This is a genomic window from Streptomyces sp. NPDC028711, assembly GCF_055565415.1.
Genome location: NZ_JBVHUJ010000001.1, coordinates 1162229 through 1181501, shown reverse-complemented (window position 1 = coordinate 1181501; position 19273 = coordinate 1162229). Strand labels below are relative to the sequence as shown.

Here is a 19273-nt window from a genome sequence, read left to right as displayed (position 1 = left end):
GCTCGCGGCGCCGAGCCGCACCCCACTAGGGTCGTGCGCTTCGCTGTCATTTCGTAGGGGGGAGCCCCATGCTGCGGCTGTACGCGACGGTGGCCGCGGGCGGGTTCCGGCGCCACGCCACCTACCGGGTGGCGACCGCCGCGGGCGTGTTCACCAACAGCGTCTTCGGCTTCGTCCTCTCGTACACCTATATCGCCCTCTGGCACGAACGCCCGCGGCTCGGCGGCTACTCGATGGACGACGCCCTCGCGTACGTCTGGATCGGGCAGGCGCTGATCACGGTCTGCGGGATGATGGGCGGCGGCTTCGAGGACGAGCTGATCGAGCGGATCAGGACCGGGGACATCGCCGTCGACCTCTACCGCCCGGCCGACCTCCAGCTGTGGTGGTTCTCGGCCAACGCCGGCCGGTCCGCCTTCCAGCTGCTCGGCCGCGGGGTCGTCCCGATGGCCGTCGGCGCGCTCGCGTTCCGCTTCACGCTCCCGTCGGGACCGGGCGCCTGGCTCGCCTTCCTGGTGTCGGTGGCGCTGGGCTCGACGGTCGGCTTCGCGATCTGGTACCTGGCGGCGATGAGCGCGTTCTGGCTGCTCGACGGCCAGGGAGTGGTGCAGGTGGTGTGGCTGAGCGGCCTGTTCTTCTCGGGGATGCTGCTCCCGCTGACCGTGTTCCCGGGCGCCCTCGGCGAGATCGCGCGGATGCTGCCCTGGGCGTCACTGCTCCAGGTACCGGCCGATGTGTACCTCGGGAGGTACGAGGGCTGGGCGCTGGCGGGGGCGTACGCCTTCCAGGGCAGCTGGGCGCTCGTGCTGCTCGGGGCGGGCCGGCTGGTGCAGGCGGCGGCGACGCGGAAGGTGGTGGTGCAGGGTGGCTGAGACGACGCGGGCCGACCGCCGTACGGACAGGGGCTCCTGGCGTACGGCCGGGGACTCCCCGGAGTCGTACCGGAGTGTCCGCCGTACGGTCGGGGACTCCTGGCGTACGTACCGGATGGTGGCGGGCATGTGGATCCGGTCCACGATGACGTACCGCTCCTCCTTCGCGCTCACGCTCGTGACCAGCTTCTGCGTCACCTTCTTCGACTTCGTCGTCATCCTCCTGATGTTCGGCCAGGTGAAGGGCCTCGGCGGCTTCGGCTTCGCGGAGGTCGCCTTCCTGTACGGGACGGCGGGCACGTCGTTCGGGATCGCGGACCTCACGATGGGCTCGCTGCAGCGGATGGGGAAGCGGGTCAGGGACGGCTCGCTCGACACGTTCCTGCTGCGCCCCGCGCCGCTCCTCGCCCAGGTCGCGGCGGACAAGTTCGCGCTGCGGCGGCTCGGCCGGGTCGCGCAGGGCGTGTTCGTCCTGGTCTGGGGGCTGCTCCTGCTCGACGTGGAGTGGACGCCGGTGAAGGTGGTGCTGCTGCCGGTGACGCTGGTCTCCGGGGCGGTGATCTTCGCGGCGCTCATGGTGCTCGGCGCGTCGACGCTCTTCTGGATGCAGGACGCGGCGGAGGTGACGAACGCGTTCACGTACGGCGGGAACACCCTCCTCCAGTATCCGCCGACGATCTTCGCGCAGGAGCTGGTGCGGGGGGTCGTGTACGTCGTACCGCTGGCGTTCGTGAACTGGCTGCCCGCCCTGTACGTGCTTGGCCGGCCGGCCCCGGCGGGGGTGCCGGAGTGGGCGGTGTTCGCCTCGCCGCTGGTGGCGGTGGCCTGCTGCGGGGTGGCGGGCCTCGCGTGGCGGGCGGGAATCCGCTCGTACCGCTCGACGGGAAGCTGAAGGAAGCCGCAAGGGGAAGCTGAAGGAAGCCGAAGCAGGCCGAAGGACACCGCGAGAATCAAGGGAGGGCCGAGGCCCGTGCCGTTCATCGAACTGGACTCACTGGAGAAGACGTTCACGGTCCGCCGGAAGGCCGGCCTGTTCCGCCGGGAGAAGAAGGAGGTCCGGGCGGTCGACGGCATCAGCTTCGGCGTCGAGCGCGGCGAGATGGTCGGCTACATCGGCCCGAACGGCGCCGGGAAGTCGACCACGATCAAGATGCTGACCGGCATCCTCACCCCCAGCGGCGGCCGGCTGCGGGTCGCGGGCATCGACCCGGCACGCGAGCGGACGCGGCTCGCCCAGCGGATCGGGGTGGTCTTCGGCCAGCGGACGACGCTCTGGTGGGACCTGCCGCTGAAGGACTCGTACCGGCTGACGCACCGCATGTACCGCATCCCCGACGCCCGCTACCGGGAGAACCTCGCCCGCTGCGTGGAGCTCCTGGAGCTCGGCGAGCTGCTCGACGTACCGGTCCGGCAGCTCTCCCTCGGCCAGCGGATGCGCGGGGACATCGCGGCGGCGCTGCTGCACGACCCGGAGGTGCTGTACCTGGACGAGCCGACGATCGGTCTCGACGTGGTGTCGAAGGCGCGGGTGAGGGAGTTCCTCCGCGACCTGAACACCTCGCAGGGGACCACGGTCCTGCTGACCACCCACGACCTCACGGACATCGAGCAGCTCTGCTCGCGGGTGATGGTGATCGACCACGGACGCCTGATGTACGACGGGGAGCTGGCAGGCCTGCATGCCGTGGGGGAGAGCGAACGGCTCCTGGTGGTGGACCTGGAGCGGGTACTGCCCCCGATCGCCGACGTGCCCGGAGCCCGCCACGTACGGTCGGAAGGCGCCCGCCAGTGGCTCGCCTTCCCCGCCACCGCCTCGGCGGCCCCGCTGGTCGCGTCGGTCGCGGCGAAGTACCCCCTCCTCGACCTCTCGGTGCGGGAGCCGGACATCGAGGCGGTGATCGCGAAGATGTACGGGGGAACTCGGGAGGAGCGCCGGGAGTCCCTGAGGTAGGAGGTCGACTTGATGGTGAGTTTCTCGTACACGCTTGCGGACGAGGAGAAGAGCAGGGGTGTCCGGCGGATGAAGACGCTGGCCACGTCCCTGCTCGCGGTGGTCGCGGTGATCTACGCCCTGGCCACCTGGGCGGAGAGCGCGGGCTGGGGGGCGTGGGCGGGCTATGTCGCGGCGGCGGCGGAGGCCGGGATGGTCGGCGCGCTCGCCGACTGGTTCGCGGTCACCGCCCTCTTCCGGCACCCGCTGGGCCTCCCGATCCCGCACACGGCGATCATCCCGAAGAAGAAGGACCAGCTGGGGGCCTCGCTCGGCACGTTCGTGGGCGAGAACTTCCTCTCGGCCGACGTCGTACGGGGCCGGCTGCACGCCTTCGGCATCGCCGGCCGGCTCGGCGTCTGGCTCGCGGACCCGGCGCACGCGGACCGGGTCACGGCGGAGGCGTCGACGGCGCTACGGGGCGCGCTGACCGTCCTGCGCGACTCGGACGTGCAGGCGGTCGTCGGGGAGGCGATCACCCGGCGGGCCGAGGCGGCGGAGATCGCGCCGGGCCTCGGCAAGACCCTGGAGAAGATCGTCTCCGACGGGGCCCACCACCGGGCCGTCGACCTGATCTGCACCCGCGCCCACGACTGGCTCGTCACCCATGGCGAGTCGGTGATGGACGCGGTCCAGGGCGGGGCGCCCGGCTGGACGCCCCGCTTCGTGGACCGCCGCGTCGGCGAACGGGTCTACAAGGAGCTGCTCCGCTTCGTCACCGAGATGCGGGACATGCCGGGGCATCCGGCGCGCGGGGCGATCGACCGCTTCCTCACCGACTTCGCGGCAGACCTCCAGGCCGACACGGACACCCGGGCGCGCGTCGAGCGCCTCAAGTCGGACCTCCTGGCCCGCCCGGAGGTCCAGGACATCATCGCCTCGGCGTGGTCCTCGGTCCGCAACCTGATCATCGCGGCGGCCGAGGACGACCGCAGCCAGCTCCGCCTCCGCGCCCGCGCCTCCCTGATCTCCCTGGGGAACCGCCTGTCGACGGACTCCCGCCTCCAGGGGAAGGTCGAGGGCTGGGCGGAGGACGCGGCGGCGTACGTGGTGACGACGTACCGCCACGAGATCACGTCCCTGATCGCCGACACGGTGGCCGGCTGGGACGCCACCCAGACCTCGAAGAAGATCGAGGCCAACATCGGCCGGGACCTCCAGTTCATCCGTATCAACGGCACGGTGGTGGGCGCGCTTGCGGGTCTGCTGATCTATACGGTGAGCCATGGGGTGGGGGGCTGAGGGGGGCATGGCCATGGTCGTGGTCGGTGGTCGTCGTCGCGGTCCGGCCGGTCAGCCCGTCGTCCACGGGCGGAGCTTGTCGGGGTTGCGCACCGCCCAGATGCGCGTGATCCGGTCGTCCGCCACGTCGAACGCGTACACCGCCACGGTGACGCCTTCGTGCTCGATCACCAGACCGGCCCGGCCGTTGACCGTGCGCTCCAGGACCGTCAGCCGGCCGGCCGCCCGGCCGGTGAGGTCGGTGAGGTAGCGCGCGATCCCCTCACCGCCCTCGATCGGGTGGAGCGCGGCGGCGACCACGCCACCGCCGTCCGCCGTGAACGTGGCGCCGGGGGCGAGGAGGCTGATGAGGGCGTCGATGTCCTGCGCGTCCCACGCTCGCTTGAAGTCCCTGACGAGGCCCGCCTGGTGGGCTGCCGGGGCTTCGGGGGGCAGGGAGGCGCGGACGCGGCGGCGGGCGGCGGAGGCCAGTTCGCGGCACGCCGCCGGGGTGCGGCCGGTGATCCCGGCGATCTCGGCGAACGGGTAGCCGAAGACGTCGTGCAGGATGAGCGCGACGCGCTGGGCCGGGGTCATGGCTTCGAGGACGACGAGAAACGCCATGGTCACCGACTCGTCGAGGGTGACCCGGTCGGCAGGGTCCGCGGGGTGGGCCGCGGCGGCGGGGCGCCCGCTGATCCAGTCGGTCCGCTCGGGCAGCGGCTCGGGGATCCATTCGCCCACGTACCGCTCGCGCCGTACCCGCGCCGAGCCGAGGAGGTCCAGGCAGACCCGGGTGGCGACCGTCGTCAGCCAGGCGCCGGGGGACTCGATGGCGTGCTGCTGCCGCCGGGACATGGCGTACCAGCGGGTGTACGTCTCCTGGACCGCGTCCTCGGCCTCGGCCAGGGAACCGAGGAGCCGGTAGGCGAGAGCGATCAGCCGCCGCCGCTCGCTGATGATCGCGCCCAGGCCGGCGTCGGACTCGTCGTGCCGTGACTTCGCGTGGCCGGTCATGGATTCGGTGGCTCCCTGATCTCGGATCGTCCCCTTGCCGGTACGACGAGACAGCACGTCCGACTGTCAGGCCCGCGACTCTCCCTGACGTTCCACGGCGCCGCTTCGTCTTACTGGTCGGAGACGCCACCGGCCCGGAGAGCCCGGGTGGGACACCTCAGGAGACAGCGATGACCAGGATCGGAATACTCATCGGCAGCACCCGCCCGGGCCGGAAGGGCGACCAGGTCGCCCGGTGGGTCCACGAGCGGGCCGCCCGCCGCGGCGACGCCGAGTTCGAGGTGATCGACCTGCTCGACCACCCGCTGCCCCATCTGGACGAGCCGCTGCCCGCGCTCGCCGGACGGTACGAGCACGGGCACACCAGGGCATGGGCGGACACCATCGCCCGCTTCGACGGATTCGTCATGGTCACCCCCGAGTACAACGCCTCCATCCCGGGGGTGCTCAAGAACGCGATCGACTTCCTGTACGCGGAGTGGACCCACAAGGCCGTCGGGTTCGTCTCCTACGGCGCTCACGGCGGCGGCCACGCGGCCCGGCAGCTGCGGGCGCTGTGCGAGCTGCTGCAGATGGGTGCGGTGACCCCGCAGGTCTCGCTGTCCCTGCACACCGACTTCGAGGACCTGGCGACACTCAGGCCGGGCGCCCACCACGTCAGCGGCCTGGACGCACTGCTCGACCACGTCGTCGCTCAGAGCACGGCAGGGCGGACGGTCCCGCCCGTACATCGGGAGACGGACGAAGCCGCGATCCGCCGTCACATCGACGGAATCATCGAGGCGATCCAGGCCAAGGACCTTGAGGCCCTGAGGCGGTGCTACTCGGCGGACGTCGTGTCCTTCGACATCGATCCGCCGCTCCAGCACGTGGGGATCGACGCGAAACTCAAGAACTGGGCGAACGTGTTCGCGTTCTTCCAGGAGGTGACGTACGAGGTGCGCGACCTGATGTCCACGGTGGGCGAGGACGTGGCGTTCACGCACGGCTTCGGCCGTCTCGGCGGCACGCTGCCCGACGGGACGGCGGCGAGAGGCATGTGGGTACGGGCCACCTTCGGCTTCCGGAAGATCGACGGCGCATGGCTGATCACGCACGACCAGGTCTCGGTGCCGCTGGACATCGCGGGCGGCAAGGGGGTCGTGGACCTCGAACCGTGAGGGGTGCAGCGGACCTGCCCTACAGGGCCTACTTCCCGCGAGTGACGGCCCAGGAGGCGGCGGCCATACCGCCGGCCACGGAGAACACGGCGGGCCAGGCCCCGATCTTCTTGGCGAGCGGATGGGACCCGGCGAAGGCGGCGACATAGGCGGCGCCGAGCCCGGCGGCCACCTTGCCCCCACCCACCTGCTGCCACTCCCGAGCGGCGACGGCCCCGGCGGCAGCAAGCACCACCCCACCGAGGGGCCGCTTCTTGGTCCACCGGGCGACGGCGTACCCACCGACGAGCCCGACGGCGGCGACGGCGGGGGAGGGGATACGGGTCATGGCGGAAGCCTTCCTGGCAGCTGGAGTGTCCTCCTCCGAGCCTACGAGGGGACGAGTACGGGTTCCCTGCCGGGCACCGACAGGGCGCACGCGGGGCAGAGGGTCTCGTCGGAGCGGGGCCGGAAGAGCATGGGCTGGGTGTGCGCGCCGCTGACGCATTCGCGGGTGCCTTGGAGGCGGGGGGAGAGACGGGGACCGCCGGGGGCGGGGGCGGGCGGGGTCGGCAGGGTGCGGGGCGGTACGTCCCGGAGGAGGTAGCGCACGAGGCCGCCGGGCCGGTGGACGGACGTCCCGGCGCCGGGAAGGCTGCGGAGGATGTGCTGGTGGATGTCGGCGGGGGTGTGTCCGGCGTGGAGCCAGCGGGCGGCGAGGCGGGCGAGTTCGGCATACATGCCGGGTGGGATGTGGCGGAGGGAGGGGGAGAGGAGGGGGAGTACGCCGACGAGGGCGCGGGCTTCTTCGAGACGGGGTGTCTCGTCGGAGTTCTCTTCGACCTGGTCCGCCTGGTCCGCCTGGTCCGCCTGGTCCGCCTGGTCCGCTTCGGGAACGGGAAGGTTGGAGGTGTCTACCTTCGGGTCTTTCTTTGGATGACGGCCGGTGGGCGGGGTCACCGGGGTACCGGCGGCCGGTTTGGGGGGACTCGGTACGACCTGCGAGGGGACGGGGGTTCCGGCGAGAAGCTTGACGGCCTGCTCGGCGCTCAAGGGGGTGCTGGAGACGAGCTGTTGAGTCACCCAGCGCCCGCCGGCCACCTGAACCCGACGCTCGTGCACGAAGCCTTCGTCCTTGAGCTGCCGCTTGGCGCGGGTGAAGGCGCATGACCCGATCCGGGCACGTTCGGCGGTCCGGGAGAGGGATTCGCTGGCCCCTTGGGGAAGGGAGAGCTGCCAGGTCAGCAGCCGAACGGCGTCGGAACTGAGCCGGGGATGCCGGATGAGCTCGTGCGAGAACTGACTGAAGGCACGGGAGGGCGCGTTAAAGTGCCGGTAGATCACGGTGGAGGCCTGTTTCCACTAGTGGTTGAGGCCCTCGCCGATGGGTGCAACCGTCAGCGGGGGCCGTTTTGCGCGACCGTACGGCACGGGAAAGGCCCATGCGAGCAAGTCACTTGAGGACCGCTCGTGTGGGTGACGGGCGGGCTCAACGAGGTGATCCGGCTTCGGGGGCTTCTGGCGCGGCCGCCCTCTTCCCGAGAGTCGCACCTTCCGTCACCGCGTCAAGGGCGCCTTCGGCGTCGCTGCGCGATGGGCTGCGCCCACCCTTGACCCGGCGCCGGAAGGCGCGGAACGACTCTCGGAGGGCGGCCCGGGGGACGGGTCCACGCGGGGGCCAGTGGCGCGCAACTCGCACGTGGGAGAAGGTGCGTCGGCGACCCTCGTCCTCGAACCGCGGGGGAGTCGCCTGAGGGTGGAGCCAGCGCGCGTACACGGTTCTCGGCAGCTGTCGGGAGCTTCTCGGAGTGAGGGTGCCGCGTCTGGCCTCCCGCTCAAAGGTCGACCAGGAGGCGGCCGTCACGCTGATCGCGGACCTCCTCGTCTGGCTCACCCTTCACGGCAGTGATCCCGACGAGGCGCTCTGTCGCGCGCAGCAGCTCTACGAGGCCGGCGAGGCTGCGTGAGGGATCACGTTTCGAAAAGAGCAATCGCGTGGGTGAAGGGCAGGTCCAAGCTCTCCTTCTCTACGGAGGTTTGCTCGGGGCTGGGGCGGAAGCTTGCGTGGAGCCGACAATCACGGCTCCACTGGGTGACGGTAGAACCACCGATGAGTCCGGCGGCGGTGGCGGGGGAGTGTCTTCAGAGGAACGCGGGCGGGGCCCGCCGCCGGGTGACGTACGGGCCCGTGACTCCCCCCGATCACTTCTCCTCGGGGACCTCGAATTCCCGGCGCCCCAAGTCGTAGCGACCATTTTCCGTCTCGATCGTGCCCACAATTCCGTGCGGAGTGTGGATGAGGGAGACGGAGGCATTGCTGTCGGCGGGCACGGAGATGCTGTATTCCACCATCTTCTTCGCGGCCATGCGCTCATCCTCTCTAGGGCTTCGAGCACCACCCCCTTCGCCCGTTTTGCGAATTAAGGGAGCAAAAAGGTGCATTCGATACATCTGGGTGGTGCTCAATTTCCTGAGCACGAGAGCCCCGAGTCGCAGCCCCCGTTGCGTCAGTTCGCGCCAGCCGGATCCATATCGTCGTGTGGTGCGACGTGGACGCCGCCCCGGATCGCACATCTGTCCGGCAGGCGTGCAGCTTGATGATCGACCGACGATCCCGGAAAGGTCAACTCGATACGACCTATTGGGCGTAAAGTACCTTTCGCGGCATTCGTGATTGATGTATTCTTCATTTTCTTGATCAAATGAAATGGAGGCCTGTAAGGTCATACCGAGTGTGAAAGGGGTGGGTGAGTGTCACAGGATTTTGCCGAGTGGCTCAGCGGCATGCTCCGTCAGCGGGAGATGCCTCAGAAGGAGCTGGCGCAGCTCGTGGGGGTGACTCCGGCTGCGGTGAACGCGTGGGCGAGAGGGAGGGCCGTTCCGCGGTACGAGAAGATCCAAGCCGTAGCCTCGGCGTTGGGCGTGGCCGTGGAGGACGCGGTCAGCCGGCGGCCGCCGGAATCCGACCGTACCGAACTCTCCTGGCTGTTTCAGCGAGCCCCCGAGGACGGCAGTCGAAGCGGCGGCAACGCTGCGGCGTACGCCTTCTCGGCGGACCTGGAGGTTCTCGCCCGTGAGGCGACACAGAACAGTCTCGACGAGCGCTACGACGAGACGCGGCCTGTCAGCACGCGCTTCGTGCTGCATGAGCTGACGGGGGAGCACCTGCAGGACTTCCTTGCCGCACTGCAGTGGGAAGCGATCGAGCGGCACTTGCGCACGGCAGCGGACCCCAGTCAGAAGGCGGGGCGCGTCCTGACCGCCGGACTCGACGAGTTCCGGCGGACCGAGCGGCTTGTACTGCTCAGGGTCGACGACTACAACGCCCGCGGTCTCACCGGCCCCGAATACGGTGACGGGCGGTTTGCCCGCGTAGTGCGCCGCACGCTGGACAGTGGCAAGGAAGGGTCCCAGGGCGGCTCGTACGGCCTGGGCAAGGCGGCTCTCTGGTCGGCGAGCCGCTTCGGTCTGGTCCTCGTCAACAGCACCTTGTCGGAACAGCACGAAGGACGCCACGAGCGGCGCATGGCGGGCCGACTCGAGCTGCCCTGGCACGCTCTGGACGGAGAGGAGTACGCCGGACCTGCCTGGTTCGGTGCACCCGACAAGGAGCGTGGAAACACGGCCCGGTCCTGGTGGTCCGACCGCGCAACGGCCGAGAGTCTGCACCTCGAACGGAACGACGGTGAGCCGGGCACTTCCTTCCTGGTCGTCGGGGCGTACGACGGTTCCGGTGACGCCGAGGACATCGAAGAGATGCACGACAAGCTCGCCCTGGGGGTGGCGAGCAACTTCTGGGCCTCCATGGTCGGCGGTGAGCGCAGCGGTCCTTTGCTGCGCACGACCGTGACCTCGTTGCGGAACGGCAAGGTCGTGCGGGCCGAGGAGGAGATCGATCCACACCGTTACGAGCCGGCCAGGTCTCGTGCGGTACAGGCATTCCTCGACGGGCGAACCTCGTCCGAACTGACCTCCCGCACAGATGTCCTGCAAACCTCTGTCCCGCTCGTGCTGCCCGCGCGAAAGGGGGCCGCCCCTGACGCCGACGTCCCGAAGTCCCACGACGCCGTGCTGCTCGTGGCGCCGACCATCGAAGAGGAGGACAGGCCCGACCACATCTCATACATGCGAGCCACGCGCATGGTCGTCAGGAGCAAGCGCGTCGGCGATCTTCAGCTCGGGCACCGTTCGTTCCAGGCCGTGCTGCTCGCAGGTCTGGCCACGGGGAGGAACACCGCGGAGGCGCTGGCGGCCGAAGAGCTCCTGCGCGCCGCCGAACCCCCGGACCACAACGATTGGCGGGGGACCGAGGACCTCACCGCCAGCTATGTGCGGGGCGCCCGGCAGCAGGTGCTCAACTTCAAGAGGGCCGCCGAGCAGGCCGTGCGTGACCTGATGAAGGGACAGGAAGAGGAGAGTGACCCAGACGAGGGGCCGCAGATCCTCCGAGACCTGTTGACCCTCGACCCGCCCAAGAAGACCAAGTCCCAGAGTTTCCCGGTCGTGCATGCGGTCGAGGGCGAAGTCCTGCCGTCCGGGGCGTGGAGCGTCAGAGTGACGGTGAAGCTGCCGGAGCGGGACGATTCCTGGGTTCTGGCCCCGGCGGCGCGGTTCGTGGTCCGCTCGGGCGGGGGGATTCCCGTCCGGTTTGCCGGAGCACTGGTACCCGAACGTGACTGCGAGTTGACGCGGAGCGGCAATCTGCGATTCCGGGAAGGAGCGCGCCGCGGCGCCTTCAGGGCGGTCACCGACGTTTCAAGCCATCCCGTTGCCGCGGAGATGTCGTGCATCGAGATAGACGTTCCGAGGGCCAAGGAGAGCGCGGAGTGAAGACGGCATTCCCTTACCGGATTCTCGCGGGCGAAGTGACTCTCGCGGCCGACGAGGTACGTGTGGACAACATCCCGCTCTCGCTGAACCTCGTGTCGGACAAGGAACGCGTCATCGCGTTGCATGCCATCAGGCGGGACTGGGACGAGATTCGGATCAAGGTGTCGGTCACGGCCGATCCGGACGAGTTGGGCACCGGGGTGTGGACGTCTCCGACCTGCCTCGCGTTCGCACGGAACAGGGCGACCAATGTTCGAAAGTCCTTCCGCCTCGACTACGAGGGTGCGGGGCGTTGGTCCGGTGAGATGGAACTCCACCGGGGCGACCACGTCGGCCGGACCGAGCTCGATGCGTGCGTGGTAGCCGAGGTGGGAGGGGTCGCAGGGCGGCTGATCGGCCGGGTCGAGGAGCCCTGGAACGCCGATTTCGAGGCGAAGCAGCCGAAACGGCAGCGGAGCATCAAAATGCTCTGGAGGGAATTCGCGGAGCACCCGTTCCTGAAGGACTTCCGCGACGATCCCTGGGTCCTCGATGCGGAGGCGGGCGAGCCGATCCTCTATCTCAACTCCTCCCTGGAAGGATTCCGTTCCCTTCTGGACGGCGGCCCCGGGGTCGAGCACAAGCTGGTACGGGAAGTCATGGCGACTCAGATCGCCTCCGAGGCCTGGACGGCGATGTTCAACACAGCCCTCTACGCCGTGGAGACGGAGGAGGGCGAGGAGCAATGGCCGGGCGGCTGGCAGGAGGACGTTCTGAGGAGAATGCTTCCCGACTTCTTCCAGGGGCTCTCTCCGGACGAGGCGCTGGCCGAACTCGTCGATCGGCGGATTCATGGGGAGAACGGATCGGATCTGCACGCGCGACTCATGCACTCGTCGTCGATCCACTCCAGGAAGCAGAAGACCGTGGCCGGCACGGTGCGGGCGCTGGCTCGTTTGGCGGACGGAGGACAGGAGATATGAGATCGGTGGACGAAGGGGGCGTGGTGCGGCGCATAGGCATGCTGCCCGAGGTCGTCGCGGCCAGGGCGCTCACGCCGAGGGTCCTCGAGGGATACGAGACGCCTTCGTTCGCGGCGCTGCGGGAGAACGTGGAGTATCCGGACGACGATTCGCCCCGTTGGCACTCCGAGCCCCTGCGGGACCTGTTGAAGGAGGCGCGTCGCCGATACGCGGACGAGTCCCCGACCTCAAGTGACGCATGGTTGGCACCGAGGCTGCACTACACGCTGCGGCTGACCCGCGCCGAGGCATCGGACACACGGATCTGGAACTTCCTCGGCGTCTGCCTCGCCCCGGACTTCGTGCGCTGGAGATGGGGGCGTGGCGAGACGGGCGGCGTGGTGGCCCAGGCGGCCCGATTCGCCGGGCGCTGGGACATCCAGTGCTTCTCGCGGTTGTGGTGGGCCGCCGAGCTGTTCAGGGACGGCGGCAACTACCGCCCTGTGGAACTCGCCTGTGGGAACCAGGACATCCTCAACACCACGATGAGGCTGGACATGACGCAGCACAGGCCCGCGGCACAGGCGCTCCTCAGGCTGCACAGGGGGACGGTCCGCACGGGGCGCGATGTGAATGCGGCGGCGGCCGCAGCGAACGCTGCCGGCGCCACCCTCGTCTATGAGGCGCTGGCTCCGGACGAACCGCAGGACGCCGAGGCGCTGAGGGAATGGATAGAAGCCGCGGGAGACGACCCGGTGGTGCAGTCCGACAGCCTGCCGACCGGGCCGAACGACGGGAGCGTTCCGCACGCGGCGGCCGAGGCGCTGACCGTCCGGTTCGGGGAACTGTTCACAGAGGCTCCCGTCCGGGGAAGGACCGACCGCTGATGCGGGGAGGGCGCCGCTAGTTCTGTAGTGATTCGACCGACGACAGATGTTCGTGGATGGCCTGGGCCAGAGCACGGCCCAGGCCGATGGGCACGGCATTGCCGATCTGCCGGGCGATGTCCACCTTGGTGCCGAACCACTTGAAGTCGGGCGGGAAACCCTGGATCAGAGCGGCCTCGTAATGGGTGATCGGGCGATTCTCCACAGGGTGGAGATAGCGCCCCTTTTCGGGCTTGTAGAACTCTGTGCGGATCGTGACCGAGGGGCGTTCCTGGTGCATTCGCCCCATCACGTCGCCCGAGCCGGTGTCGTGCCGGTCCCAGCTGGTGGTTGACAGGTAGGTCCTCTCACCCTGGATGTCGGCGTACTTCTCCCGGAGGTCGTGACGGTTGCCTCCGGGGGCGATGGCCGCGTACCGGGCCAGCGAGAGGTCGGTGGGGCGACGCCCCACATGGAGTTCGGTGGTCGTATAGGGGCCGGGAAGGGGGGAGCCAAGGGGGCTGCCCGTGCGGTCCTGCGGCAGCTCGATCTTCGGGGCGTCTCGGGGGGTGTGGGCGAACACGGCCTCCCCGACGGTCACCCAGGACTGTAGCGCCGTGTCCTCGTCGCCGCCGAGAGTCGGCTGCCGGGTGCCCGCGACGCGTGAGTGGGTGGGCTCCGGGTGCGTGAGTGGTGGCACGCCGAGATCGTTGCGAGTCGCGATCACGATCGCCCGACGCCGGGCCTGGGGGACCCCGTAGTCGGCGGCGTTGAGCACCTTCCACCGCAGGGTGTAGTCGGCGAGTTCACCGCCCTCTGCGGTCGCCTTCTGCAGGTCGACGAACTGCTGGGACTTCAGAAACCGATCCACGTTCTCCAGGACGAAGATCTTGGGCTTGATAGTTGTGACGACACGCATGTACTCGCGCCACAGGAGATTACGGGGGTCGTTCCGGTCCGGCTCGAGATTGTCCTTGTTCAGGCCGGAGAAGCCCTGGCAGGGAGGGCCGCCCATGATGACGTCGACCGCGTTCTCGTAGGGAGTCGCGTCCCACTTGGCGATGTCCACGTTCGCTACATGTGCCCCCCCGAAATTCGCCGCGTAGGTGGCGGCCGCGGCCTTGTCGAACTCCACTGCCGCTACCGACTCGAACGGGGACGAACCGGGTCCGCTCGGTTCGTACGAGCGGAAGCCGGCCGAAAATCCTCCGGCCCCCGAAAAGAGGTCCACCACCTTGATCACCCGGGTGGAGAGCTGCGGGCTCGTGGGCACTGCGGAGGTCGAGGTGGTGGTGGCCATGAGGCCAGAGTCTACTTTGATCACTGCGGTCACTCAGCCCGACGGTTCGATCGACCCCAGTGTCACTCTGCAGGTCTTCGGCGTGACGAAGAGTCCATCGAGGAGCGCTCCAGGGCCGCTCGGATCTCCCTGCCCAGAGCGGCGGCGACCGGCGGAGGAGTCGCCTGACTGACCTGGCGGAATGTCGATGTCTTGAGGCCGTGGAGCTCCCAGTCCGGCGGGAATCCCTGGAGAAGGGCGACTTGGGGCACGGTGATCCGTACCAGGCCGTGCTTCGGCTCGACCGAGTGGTCGATTCTGAATTCGGGGCCGGGCACCTCGTTTCCGAGGCTCCCTCCGTAGACGTGCCGCCGGGCCCAGATCGCCTTGGCTCGACTCGCACCGAGGTCGGCCCCTCCCCGCCCGGTGGCGCCGCCCATGATCAGCGGTGCCGGTTCGGAGGCGTGTGCCACCCACGTGGCCGCCTCCGGCCAGCCGCGCGCGGAGATCGACTCGCGGAGGGCCTCGCCGAGTGAGAGGCAACGGGTGGTATCGGCCACCGGCCACGTGAAGTGCACGAGGTCGGATGGGTGCATGGCGACGATGAATCCGTGGGTCCGTTGCTGGGGAACACCGAAATCGGTGGCCGAGAGTACTCCCCAGGTCGATGTGTATCCCAGATCGGAGACTGCGTCCCTCACCATGTCCCGCTCCACCTCGAACTTCGGTGAGTGGTGGAACGTCGGAATGCTCTCGATCACCAGGACCCGTGGGCGGACGTAGGAAGCCATGTCGAGAGTCGCGCGCAGGGTGTCCCGCTTGTCCCGGGCGGCGAGCTGCTTGCCCGCGACGGTGTAGGGCGAGCGAGGCAGCCCGCAGCTCAGAACATCCGCATTGTCCAGCTGGTCGTGCTCCATGGGCTCGATCTCATGGAGATCGCCCTGAATCACGCACCACTCCGGACGGTTCCGCCGCAGTGTGGCGCAGCTGTCACCGTCGATGTCCACGGCGGCGGTGACCCGGAAGCCGGCCCTTTCCAGGCCGAGGACCTGGCCTCCCGCCCCCGCGCACAATTCGATCACCGTGAAGTCGTGCCTTCGCACCGGTTCCCCTTCCCCGCCGTGCCGTCGGGCCCCATCGTAGAAGCGCCCGTCGAGCACGACGTTCGGATCGGGCCGGCCCTGCCCGTCTTCAGAGAGCGGGATCGTCGGAGAGGTCCCCGGAGGAGTCGATCGTTGTGAACCGCACCACCTTGCCGTCGGCGCTGCGTGCCGATGCCGGTGCCACGAACGTGAACGCCATGACCATGCGGCCGGGGTCTGCCGTCCCTGTCGACTCCACTCCCGGCCGATCCTCGGGCTGGATCACGGGATAGAGGACAACGACGCCCCTACGGTCGGCGACATGTTCCTCGGTGGTCGCGTTCCCTCCCGGAGGGAGGGCTCCGGCGATGCGCAGGGGGGCGGCACGGTGCTTCGGCTCACTGATGGCGCCGAAGGCGTCCCCGCGTCGGCGCTGCCTTCCGAACCAGGCGAAACGGCGCTGCGAGGCAGCCGGGGTGAAGCACCGGCTGTTGGAGGAGTGCTGGGGAGCGAGGACCAGCCAGTCGTCCACCTTTGCGGGAGTCGAGGCAGTGATCTCCTCGAGATAGGTGAGGTGGGGAGTAAAGCGCTCAGGCACGTCCCAATGAAGTGAACGGAGCAGGCGAAGGAGTTCTTCGGCGTCGAGATTCCCCACGAGGGCAGGGAAGGCGAGTTCTCTGCCTGTTCCTTCGTCCCGGTAGGAGAAGGTGAGGGGATCAGGGCTCAACGATTCCAGTACGGGAAGCCACAGGCTGCTGTTGTGGCGGAGCGCGGACGGGTTCGAGGGATAGGCGGTCGGCTCTTCCCACTTACCGGGAGAGTGGATCTCCACGAGTCGTGTGTTGTACATCTTGTTGGTGCTTGCCGGCTTCAGCCAGGACAGGTGTTGCGACACCAGAGGCGGCACCTGCGCGGGGGTCACCTGAGGCTTCCCGTCGACCATGACGGAGTACATGTCGAGTTGGTCCCGGAATGTCTCCTCGTCACGGCAGATGGCTTCGAAGGCCTCCAGGAGGTCGAGGCCCTGCTTTCCTTCGTCCCGCCCGAGGTAGAGGCGCACCAGGTCCCGGTAGCCGTTGCGGAAACCGAACCAGCGGCCCATCTGCATGAGGGTGGACGCGTTGTTCGCCCGCCGGCGGTAGTAGGTGACGGTCAGGCCTTCCACGGTGAAGCCGCGCGCGAGCTTCTGGCCACCGACGAGGATCTTCCAGATCGGGCGCTTGTCGAAATCGGCATCGCCTCCCGACTTGAGGTCGCTGTCGCCGTTGACGACGATGATGGGCTGATCGTCACCTCCGATGCGAATGGCCGCGGTTCCGACGTACGGGGACAGCTCGTCGTACGTGTTCGGAAAGGCGAAGCCTTCGGCGCGTACCCGGGAGACGGGCGCCAGGTCGTCCTCGAAGAGCTTTCGCAGCCTTTCGTGCCCGCTCGGACCCGTGTAGCCGGAGTTCCACCACAGCTTGCTGACCTTCCCGTGGAGTTCGCGGTGGTCGGCTGTGCGCACCGATTCGTGGACGAGCATTGTGTGGTGTTGGAAGTGACGCTCGCCCAGACCGTTGTCTTCGCGGTACAGCTTCACGGCCGCAGTGAGGACGAACATGTCGAGAGCCTGCTGGAGGGCGGAGGTGTCCTCCTCCGAGGAGAGCAGGATGTTGCGTACGTGTGCCTTCTCGTTGGAGTTGGCGAACGTGCGCTCGGCGGGCGGGATCGGGGAATCCAGGTCGTGGAAATCCCGAACCCCCATGTAACCGGAAGGGCGCGGAAGCGAAACGATGAAGTCTTTCGGGAAGATGTCCTTGACGTCGCTCGGATCGATGAAGACGTTCGCGAAGGGTGTTGCCGTGTAGCCCACGTACTGGGCGCGCGGAAGGATTCCGAGAAGCTCCGCGATTTTGTCGTTGATGGCGGTGCGCTCGGCGTTCCGCCCGTCAGGGTTGGCCGTGTTGACGGACGCTTCGTCGGACTCGTCGTCGATGATCAGGACGGGGATCTGGTCCAGCGGGGTCTTGATCTTGTTCAGGTCCTTCACGAGCTTCGCGAGGACCGTCTTGTTCTTCTTGACCACCATGAGGCGGGCCGAGGAACGGTGGAGGTTGCGCGGGTCGAACAGATCGAGTGCGGGCTCCTGCTTCTCGAATTCCAGGGCGACGATTCCTTGCAGAAGGCTCTTGTAATCGTCGTTCCGCGTTGTCATGCGGACGATGTCAAACCCTCCCAGCGCAGAAGGAAGCCCGCCGTGGGTGAGGAACTTGCCCTTCGACCAGGCAGGGTCGTCGGCGTAGTCGGACTCGTACTCCGCCGCTCCCCGGAGGATGTTCTCGCGACCGACGAGCTCCATGTCCAGGCGGCGCTGGGTCTGGGCCCGCAGCAGATTCAGAGTGCCGCCGAGGACGATGACCAGGCGGTACCCGGCGTCCATGGCCTTCGCGATGACACCGGTGAAGTTGGCGGTCTTGCCGGACTGGACGTGCCCGACGACGAGACCCTTCGCCTGGTAGGCGGTTGGGGATGTGGGATCGGCCAATCGTTCGACGACCCGGTCCGTTGCAGTGTCCAGCCCGGCGACGGCGGTCTCGGACCAACCCTTCTCGGAGAGGAGGTGGCGATAGGCGGGCCAGTACCAGCTGCGCCCCTGCTGGGACTGCGGGGTGTACCAAGGGGTGAACTCGTCGCTGATGACGACGGGACCCGCTTCCTTGGGAACAGGGACGAGCGCGGTCAGAAGCTTCCGGGTGTCTTCGGAGAGGGCGAGCAGGTCCAGTATCTCCGTGCGCCGTTCGTCGGTGCGGGCCGCGGTCGTCGCCCATGAGGGGCTTTCGGCGTAGTCCCACTGTGTGAGGCGCTTGCGCCACAGCTCCACGAGCTGATGGGTGGAGTGGGCAGTGCTCAGTACCGCGCGGAAGTCGGCCTCATCGGCCAGGGGTTCCGCTTCCCGTCCCTCGTCCTCCGCCTGGTAGGCCAGGGCGCGCATCAGATTCTTCGGGCGGCTGTCCATACCGGCGAGGGCGGAGGTGTGCAGCGTGAGCCTGAGTGTGTCGTGGGGATTCATCGGCGTTTCCTCGGGCGTCAAGGGAGTGAGATGTCGGTGAGGACGGACGGAGCCCCCGTGGACGGTGGCAGACCGGATACGTCGATGGTGTAGGTGATGTCGCCGATGCGGTCCCGCATGGACGGCGGGACGGCCGAGTCGTCCAGGTGCGGGAGTGCCTCGTCGACGAGGAGGGGCACGGGAGCGCTCCGCAGGTGCCATCGTTCGTCGTCGTGGAGCCCGGGCTGCCATCCCGAAGCGGAGAGTTTGCGGTCGAGGCGGTTGGCAAGCAACGGCGCGTGCTCGGAGACGCTGTTGCGAACGGCATGAGCGCAGTCCGACAAGGTCCTGCCGTGGTTGCCTCCCCGGGTGAGCTGTATCGACACCAGCCAGAGGCTTCTGTCCACCGTGGGGCTGAGCTGCCCCAGGCCGTGGATGGTGTGACGGCGGCGCTCGGAGGCGGTGGTCTTGACCTCGATGTCAATCCCGGAGAGCCCGAAGTCGTGCTCCTCGCCTTCTGGTCCCTTCCACGATTCCACTGCCGTATCCCAACCGTGAGCACCGGCGACGGTCGTGAGCACAGCCAGCTCCCCCATGAGGCCGATACGTTTCGCCGCACTGATGTCCCGTGGCCGGCCGAGCAACGCGCTCCACGCTTGCACGGTTTCACCGAATGCCTGGTCGAGGGTCCGGTTGTGGGTGACGATGCGATCGGCCACTGCGTTGAGGAGATCGTGGAAGTCTCGAAGGAGTGTTTCCTGGGTTGTCCTGATGCGTGCCATGCGCATGCCGCGTTCAGCGATGGTGTCGATGAGGATCGACGGCAGCGGTGAGGTGGGAGGACGGTGTCGTCCCGTGAGTTCGACGTGCAGGGCGATGCCTGTTCCTCCGTCCCCGACTACGTAGGTGACTTCGGGGTGGGAGGCCGTCGGAGTCAGCCGGTAGGTCGTTTCCTGCCGGGCACCGAGGTAGTGCTCCACCGCACTCCATCGCACGTGGGCATCG

Annotated in this window: 17 protein-coding genes; 9 read left to right on the top strand and 8 right to left on the bottom strand. The window is 68.3% G+C overall.

Going from position 1 to position 19273, the window contains the following annotated elements; all coding sequences use genetic code 11:
- Positions 1-71: 71 nt before the first annotated feature.
- The 4 genes from ACZ4VK_RS05180 (at position 72) to ACZ4VK_RS05165 (ending at position 4104) form a co-directional block, all read left to right on the top strand.
- Entirely contained in the window at positions 72-872 is an 801-nt protein-coding gene (locus tag ACZ4VK_RS05180) for an ABC transporter permease (protein ID WP_468348880.1), read from the top strand.
- Positions 873-987: 115 nt separating this feature from the next.
- On the top strand, positions 988-1764 hold the full coding sequence (locus ACZ4VK_RS05175) for an ABC transporter permease (protein ID WP_468348878.1): 777 nt from the start codon (positions 988-990) through the stop codon (positions 1762-1764).
- 78 nt (positions 1765-1842) lie between these two features.
- Positions 1843-2823, top strand: a complete 981-nt coding sequence (locus ACZ4VK_RS05170) for an ABC transporter ATP-binding protein (RefSeq protein WP_468348558.1) — start codon at positions 1843-1845, stop codon at positions 2821-2823.
- A 12-nt stretch (positions 2824-2835) separates the two neighbouring features.
- Complete coding sequence (locus ACZ4VK_RS05165) at positions 2836-4104, top strand: DUF445 domain-containing protein (RefSeq protein ID WP_468348556.1); 1269 nt, start codon at positions 2836-2838, stop codon at positions 4102-4104.
- 51 nt (positions 4105-4155) lie between these two features.
- Here the strand turns inward: ACZ4VK_RS05165 and sigJ are convergent, their stop codons facing one another.
- The gene (gene sigJ, locus ACZ4VK_RS05160) at positions 4156-5100 is read right to left on the bottom strand and encodes an RNA polymerase sigma factor SigJ (protein ID WP_468348554.1); all 945 of its coding nucleotides are present in this window, start codon (positions 5098-5100) and stop codon (positions 4156-4158) included.
- A 170-nt stretch (positions 5101-5270) separates the two neighbouring features.
- Between sigJ and ACZ4VK_RS05155 the strand changes: the two genes are divergently transcribed.
- Entirely contained in the window at positions 5271-6260 is a 990-nt protein-coding gene (locus ACZ4VK_RS05155) for an NAD(P)H-dependent oxidoreductase (RefSeq protein ID WP_468348552.1), read from the top strand.
- 28 nt (positions 6261-6288) lie between these two features.
- Here the strand turns inward: ACZ4VK_RS05155 and ACZ4VK_RS05150 are convergent, their stop codons facing one another.
- Together ACZ4VK_RS05150 and ACZ4VK_RS05145 are read right to left on the bottom strand one after the other, a co-directional pair.
- Positions 6289-6588 carry a hypothetical protein gene (locus tag ACZ4VK_RS05150; RefSeq protein ID WP_468348550.1) on the bottom strand — a complete coding sequence of 100 codons (300 nt, stop codon included), beginning with the start codon at positions 6586-6588 and terminating at the stop codon, positions 6289-6291.
- Positions 6589-6629: 41 nt separating this feature from the next.
- Positions 6630-7583: a hypothetical protein gene (locus tag ACZ4VK_RS05145; RefSeq protein ID WP_468348548.1), complete on the bottom strand. Its 954-nt coding sequence runs from the start codon at positions 7581-7583 to the stop codon at positions 6630-6632.
- Positions 7584-8047: 464 nt separating this feature from the next.
- On the opposite strand from ACZ4VK_RS05145, the gene ACZ4VK_RS05140 reads away from it, so the two are divergent.
- Entirely contained in the window at positions 8048-8206 is a 159-nt protein-coding gene (locus tag ACZ4VK_RS05140) for a hypothetical protein (RefSeq protein ID WP_468348546.1), read from the top strand.
- A 235-nt stretch (positions 8207-8441) separates the two neighbouring features.
- Here the strand turns inward: ACZ4VK_RS05140 and ACZ4VK_RS05135 are convergent, their stop codons facing one another.
- The gene (locus ACZ4VK_RS05135) at positions 8442-8606 is read right to left on the bottom strand and encodes a hypothetical protein (RefSeq protein ID WP_468348544.1); all 165 of its coding nucleotides are present in this window, start codon (positions 8604-8606) and stop codon (positions 8442-8444) included.
- Positions 8607-8990: 384 nt separating this feature from the next.
- On the opposite strand from ACZ4VK_RS05135, the gene ACZ4VK_RS05130 reads away from it, so the two are divergent.
- The 3 genes from ACZ4VK_RS05130 to ACZ4VK_RS05120 are packed head-to-tail and all read left to right on the top strand — an operon-like array spanning position 8991 to position 12897.
- Positions 8991-11069: a helix-turn-helix transcriptional regulator gene (locus ACZ4VK_RS05130; RefSeq protein ID WP_468348542.1), complete on the top strand. Its 2079-nt coding sequence runs from the start codon at positions 8991-8993 to the stop codon at positions 11067-11069.
- Complete coding sequence (locus ACZ4VK_RS05125) at positions 11066-12031, top strand: hypothetical protein (protein ID WP_468348540.1); 966 nt, start codon at positions 11066-11068, stop codon at positions 12029-12031. The genes ACZ4VK_RS05130 and ACZ4VK_RS05125 overlap by 4 nt, the downstream gene beginning before the upstream one ends.
- A 38-nt stretch (positions 12032-12069) precedes the next feature.
- The gene (locus ACZ4VK_RS05120; RefSeq protein WP_468348538.1) at positions 12070-12897 is read left to right on the top strand and encodes a DUF6339 family protein; all 828 of its coding nucleotides are present in this window, start codon (positions 12070-12072) and stop codon (positions 12895-12897) included.
- A 16-nt stretch (positions 12898-12913) separates the two neighbouring features.
- Here the strand turns inward: ACZ4VK_RS05120 and ACZ4VK_RS05115 are convergent, their stop codons facing one another.
- The 4 genes from ACZ4VK_RS05115 to ACZ4VK_RS05100 form a co-directional block, all read right to left on the bottom strand.
- Positions 12914-14176: a DNA cytosine methyltransferase gene (locus ACZ4VK_RS05115; RefSeq protein ID WP_468348536.1), complete on the bottom strand. Its 1263-nt coding sequence runs from the start codon at positions 14174-14176 to the stop codon at positions 12914-12916.
- A gap of 62 nt (positions 14177-14238) precedes the next feature.
- On the bottom strand, positions 14239-15315 hold the full coding sequence (locus ACZ4VK_RS05110) for a DNA cytosine methyltransferase (protein ID WP_468348534.1): 1077 nt from the start codon (positions 15313-15315) through the stop codon (positions 14239-14241).
- A 31-nt stretch (positions 15316-15346) separates the two neighbouring features.
- Positions 15347-18289, bottom strand: a complete 2943-nt coding sequence (locus ACZ4VK_RS05105) for a Z1 domain-containing protein (RefSeq protein ID WP_468348876.1) — start codon at positions 18287-18289, stop codon at positions 15347-15349.
- Positions 18290-18306: 17 nt separating this feature from the next.
- The gene (locus ACZ4VK_RS05100) at positions 18307-19248 is read right to left on the bottom strand and encodes a PD-(D/E)XK motif protein (RefSeq protein WP_468348532.1); all 942 of its coding nucleotides are present in this window, start codon (positions 19246-19248) and stop codon (positions 18307-18309) included.
- Positions 19249-19273 lie beyond the last annotated feature (25 nt).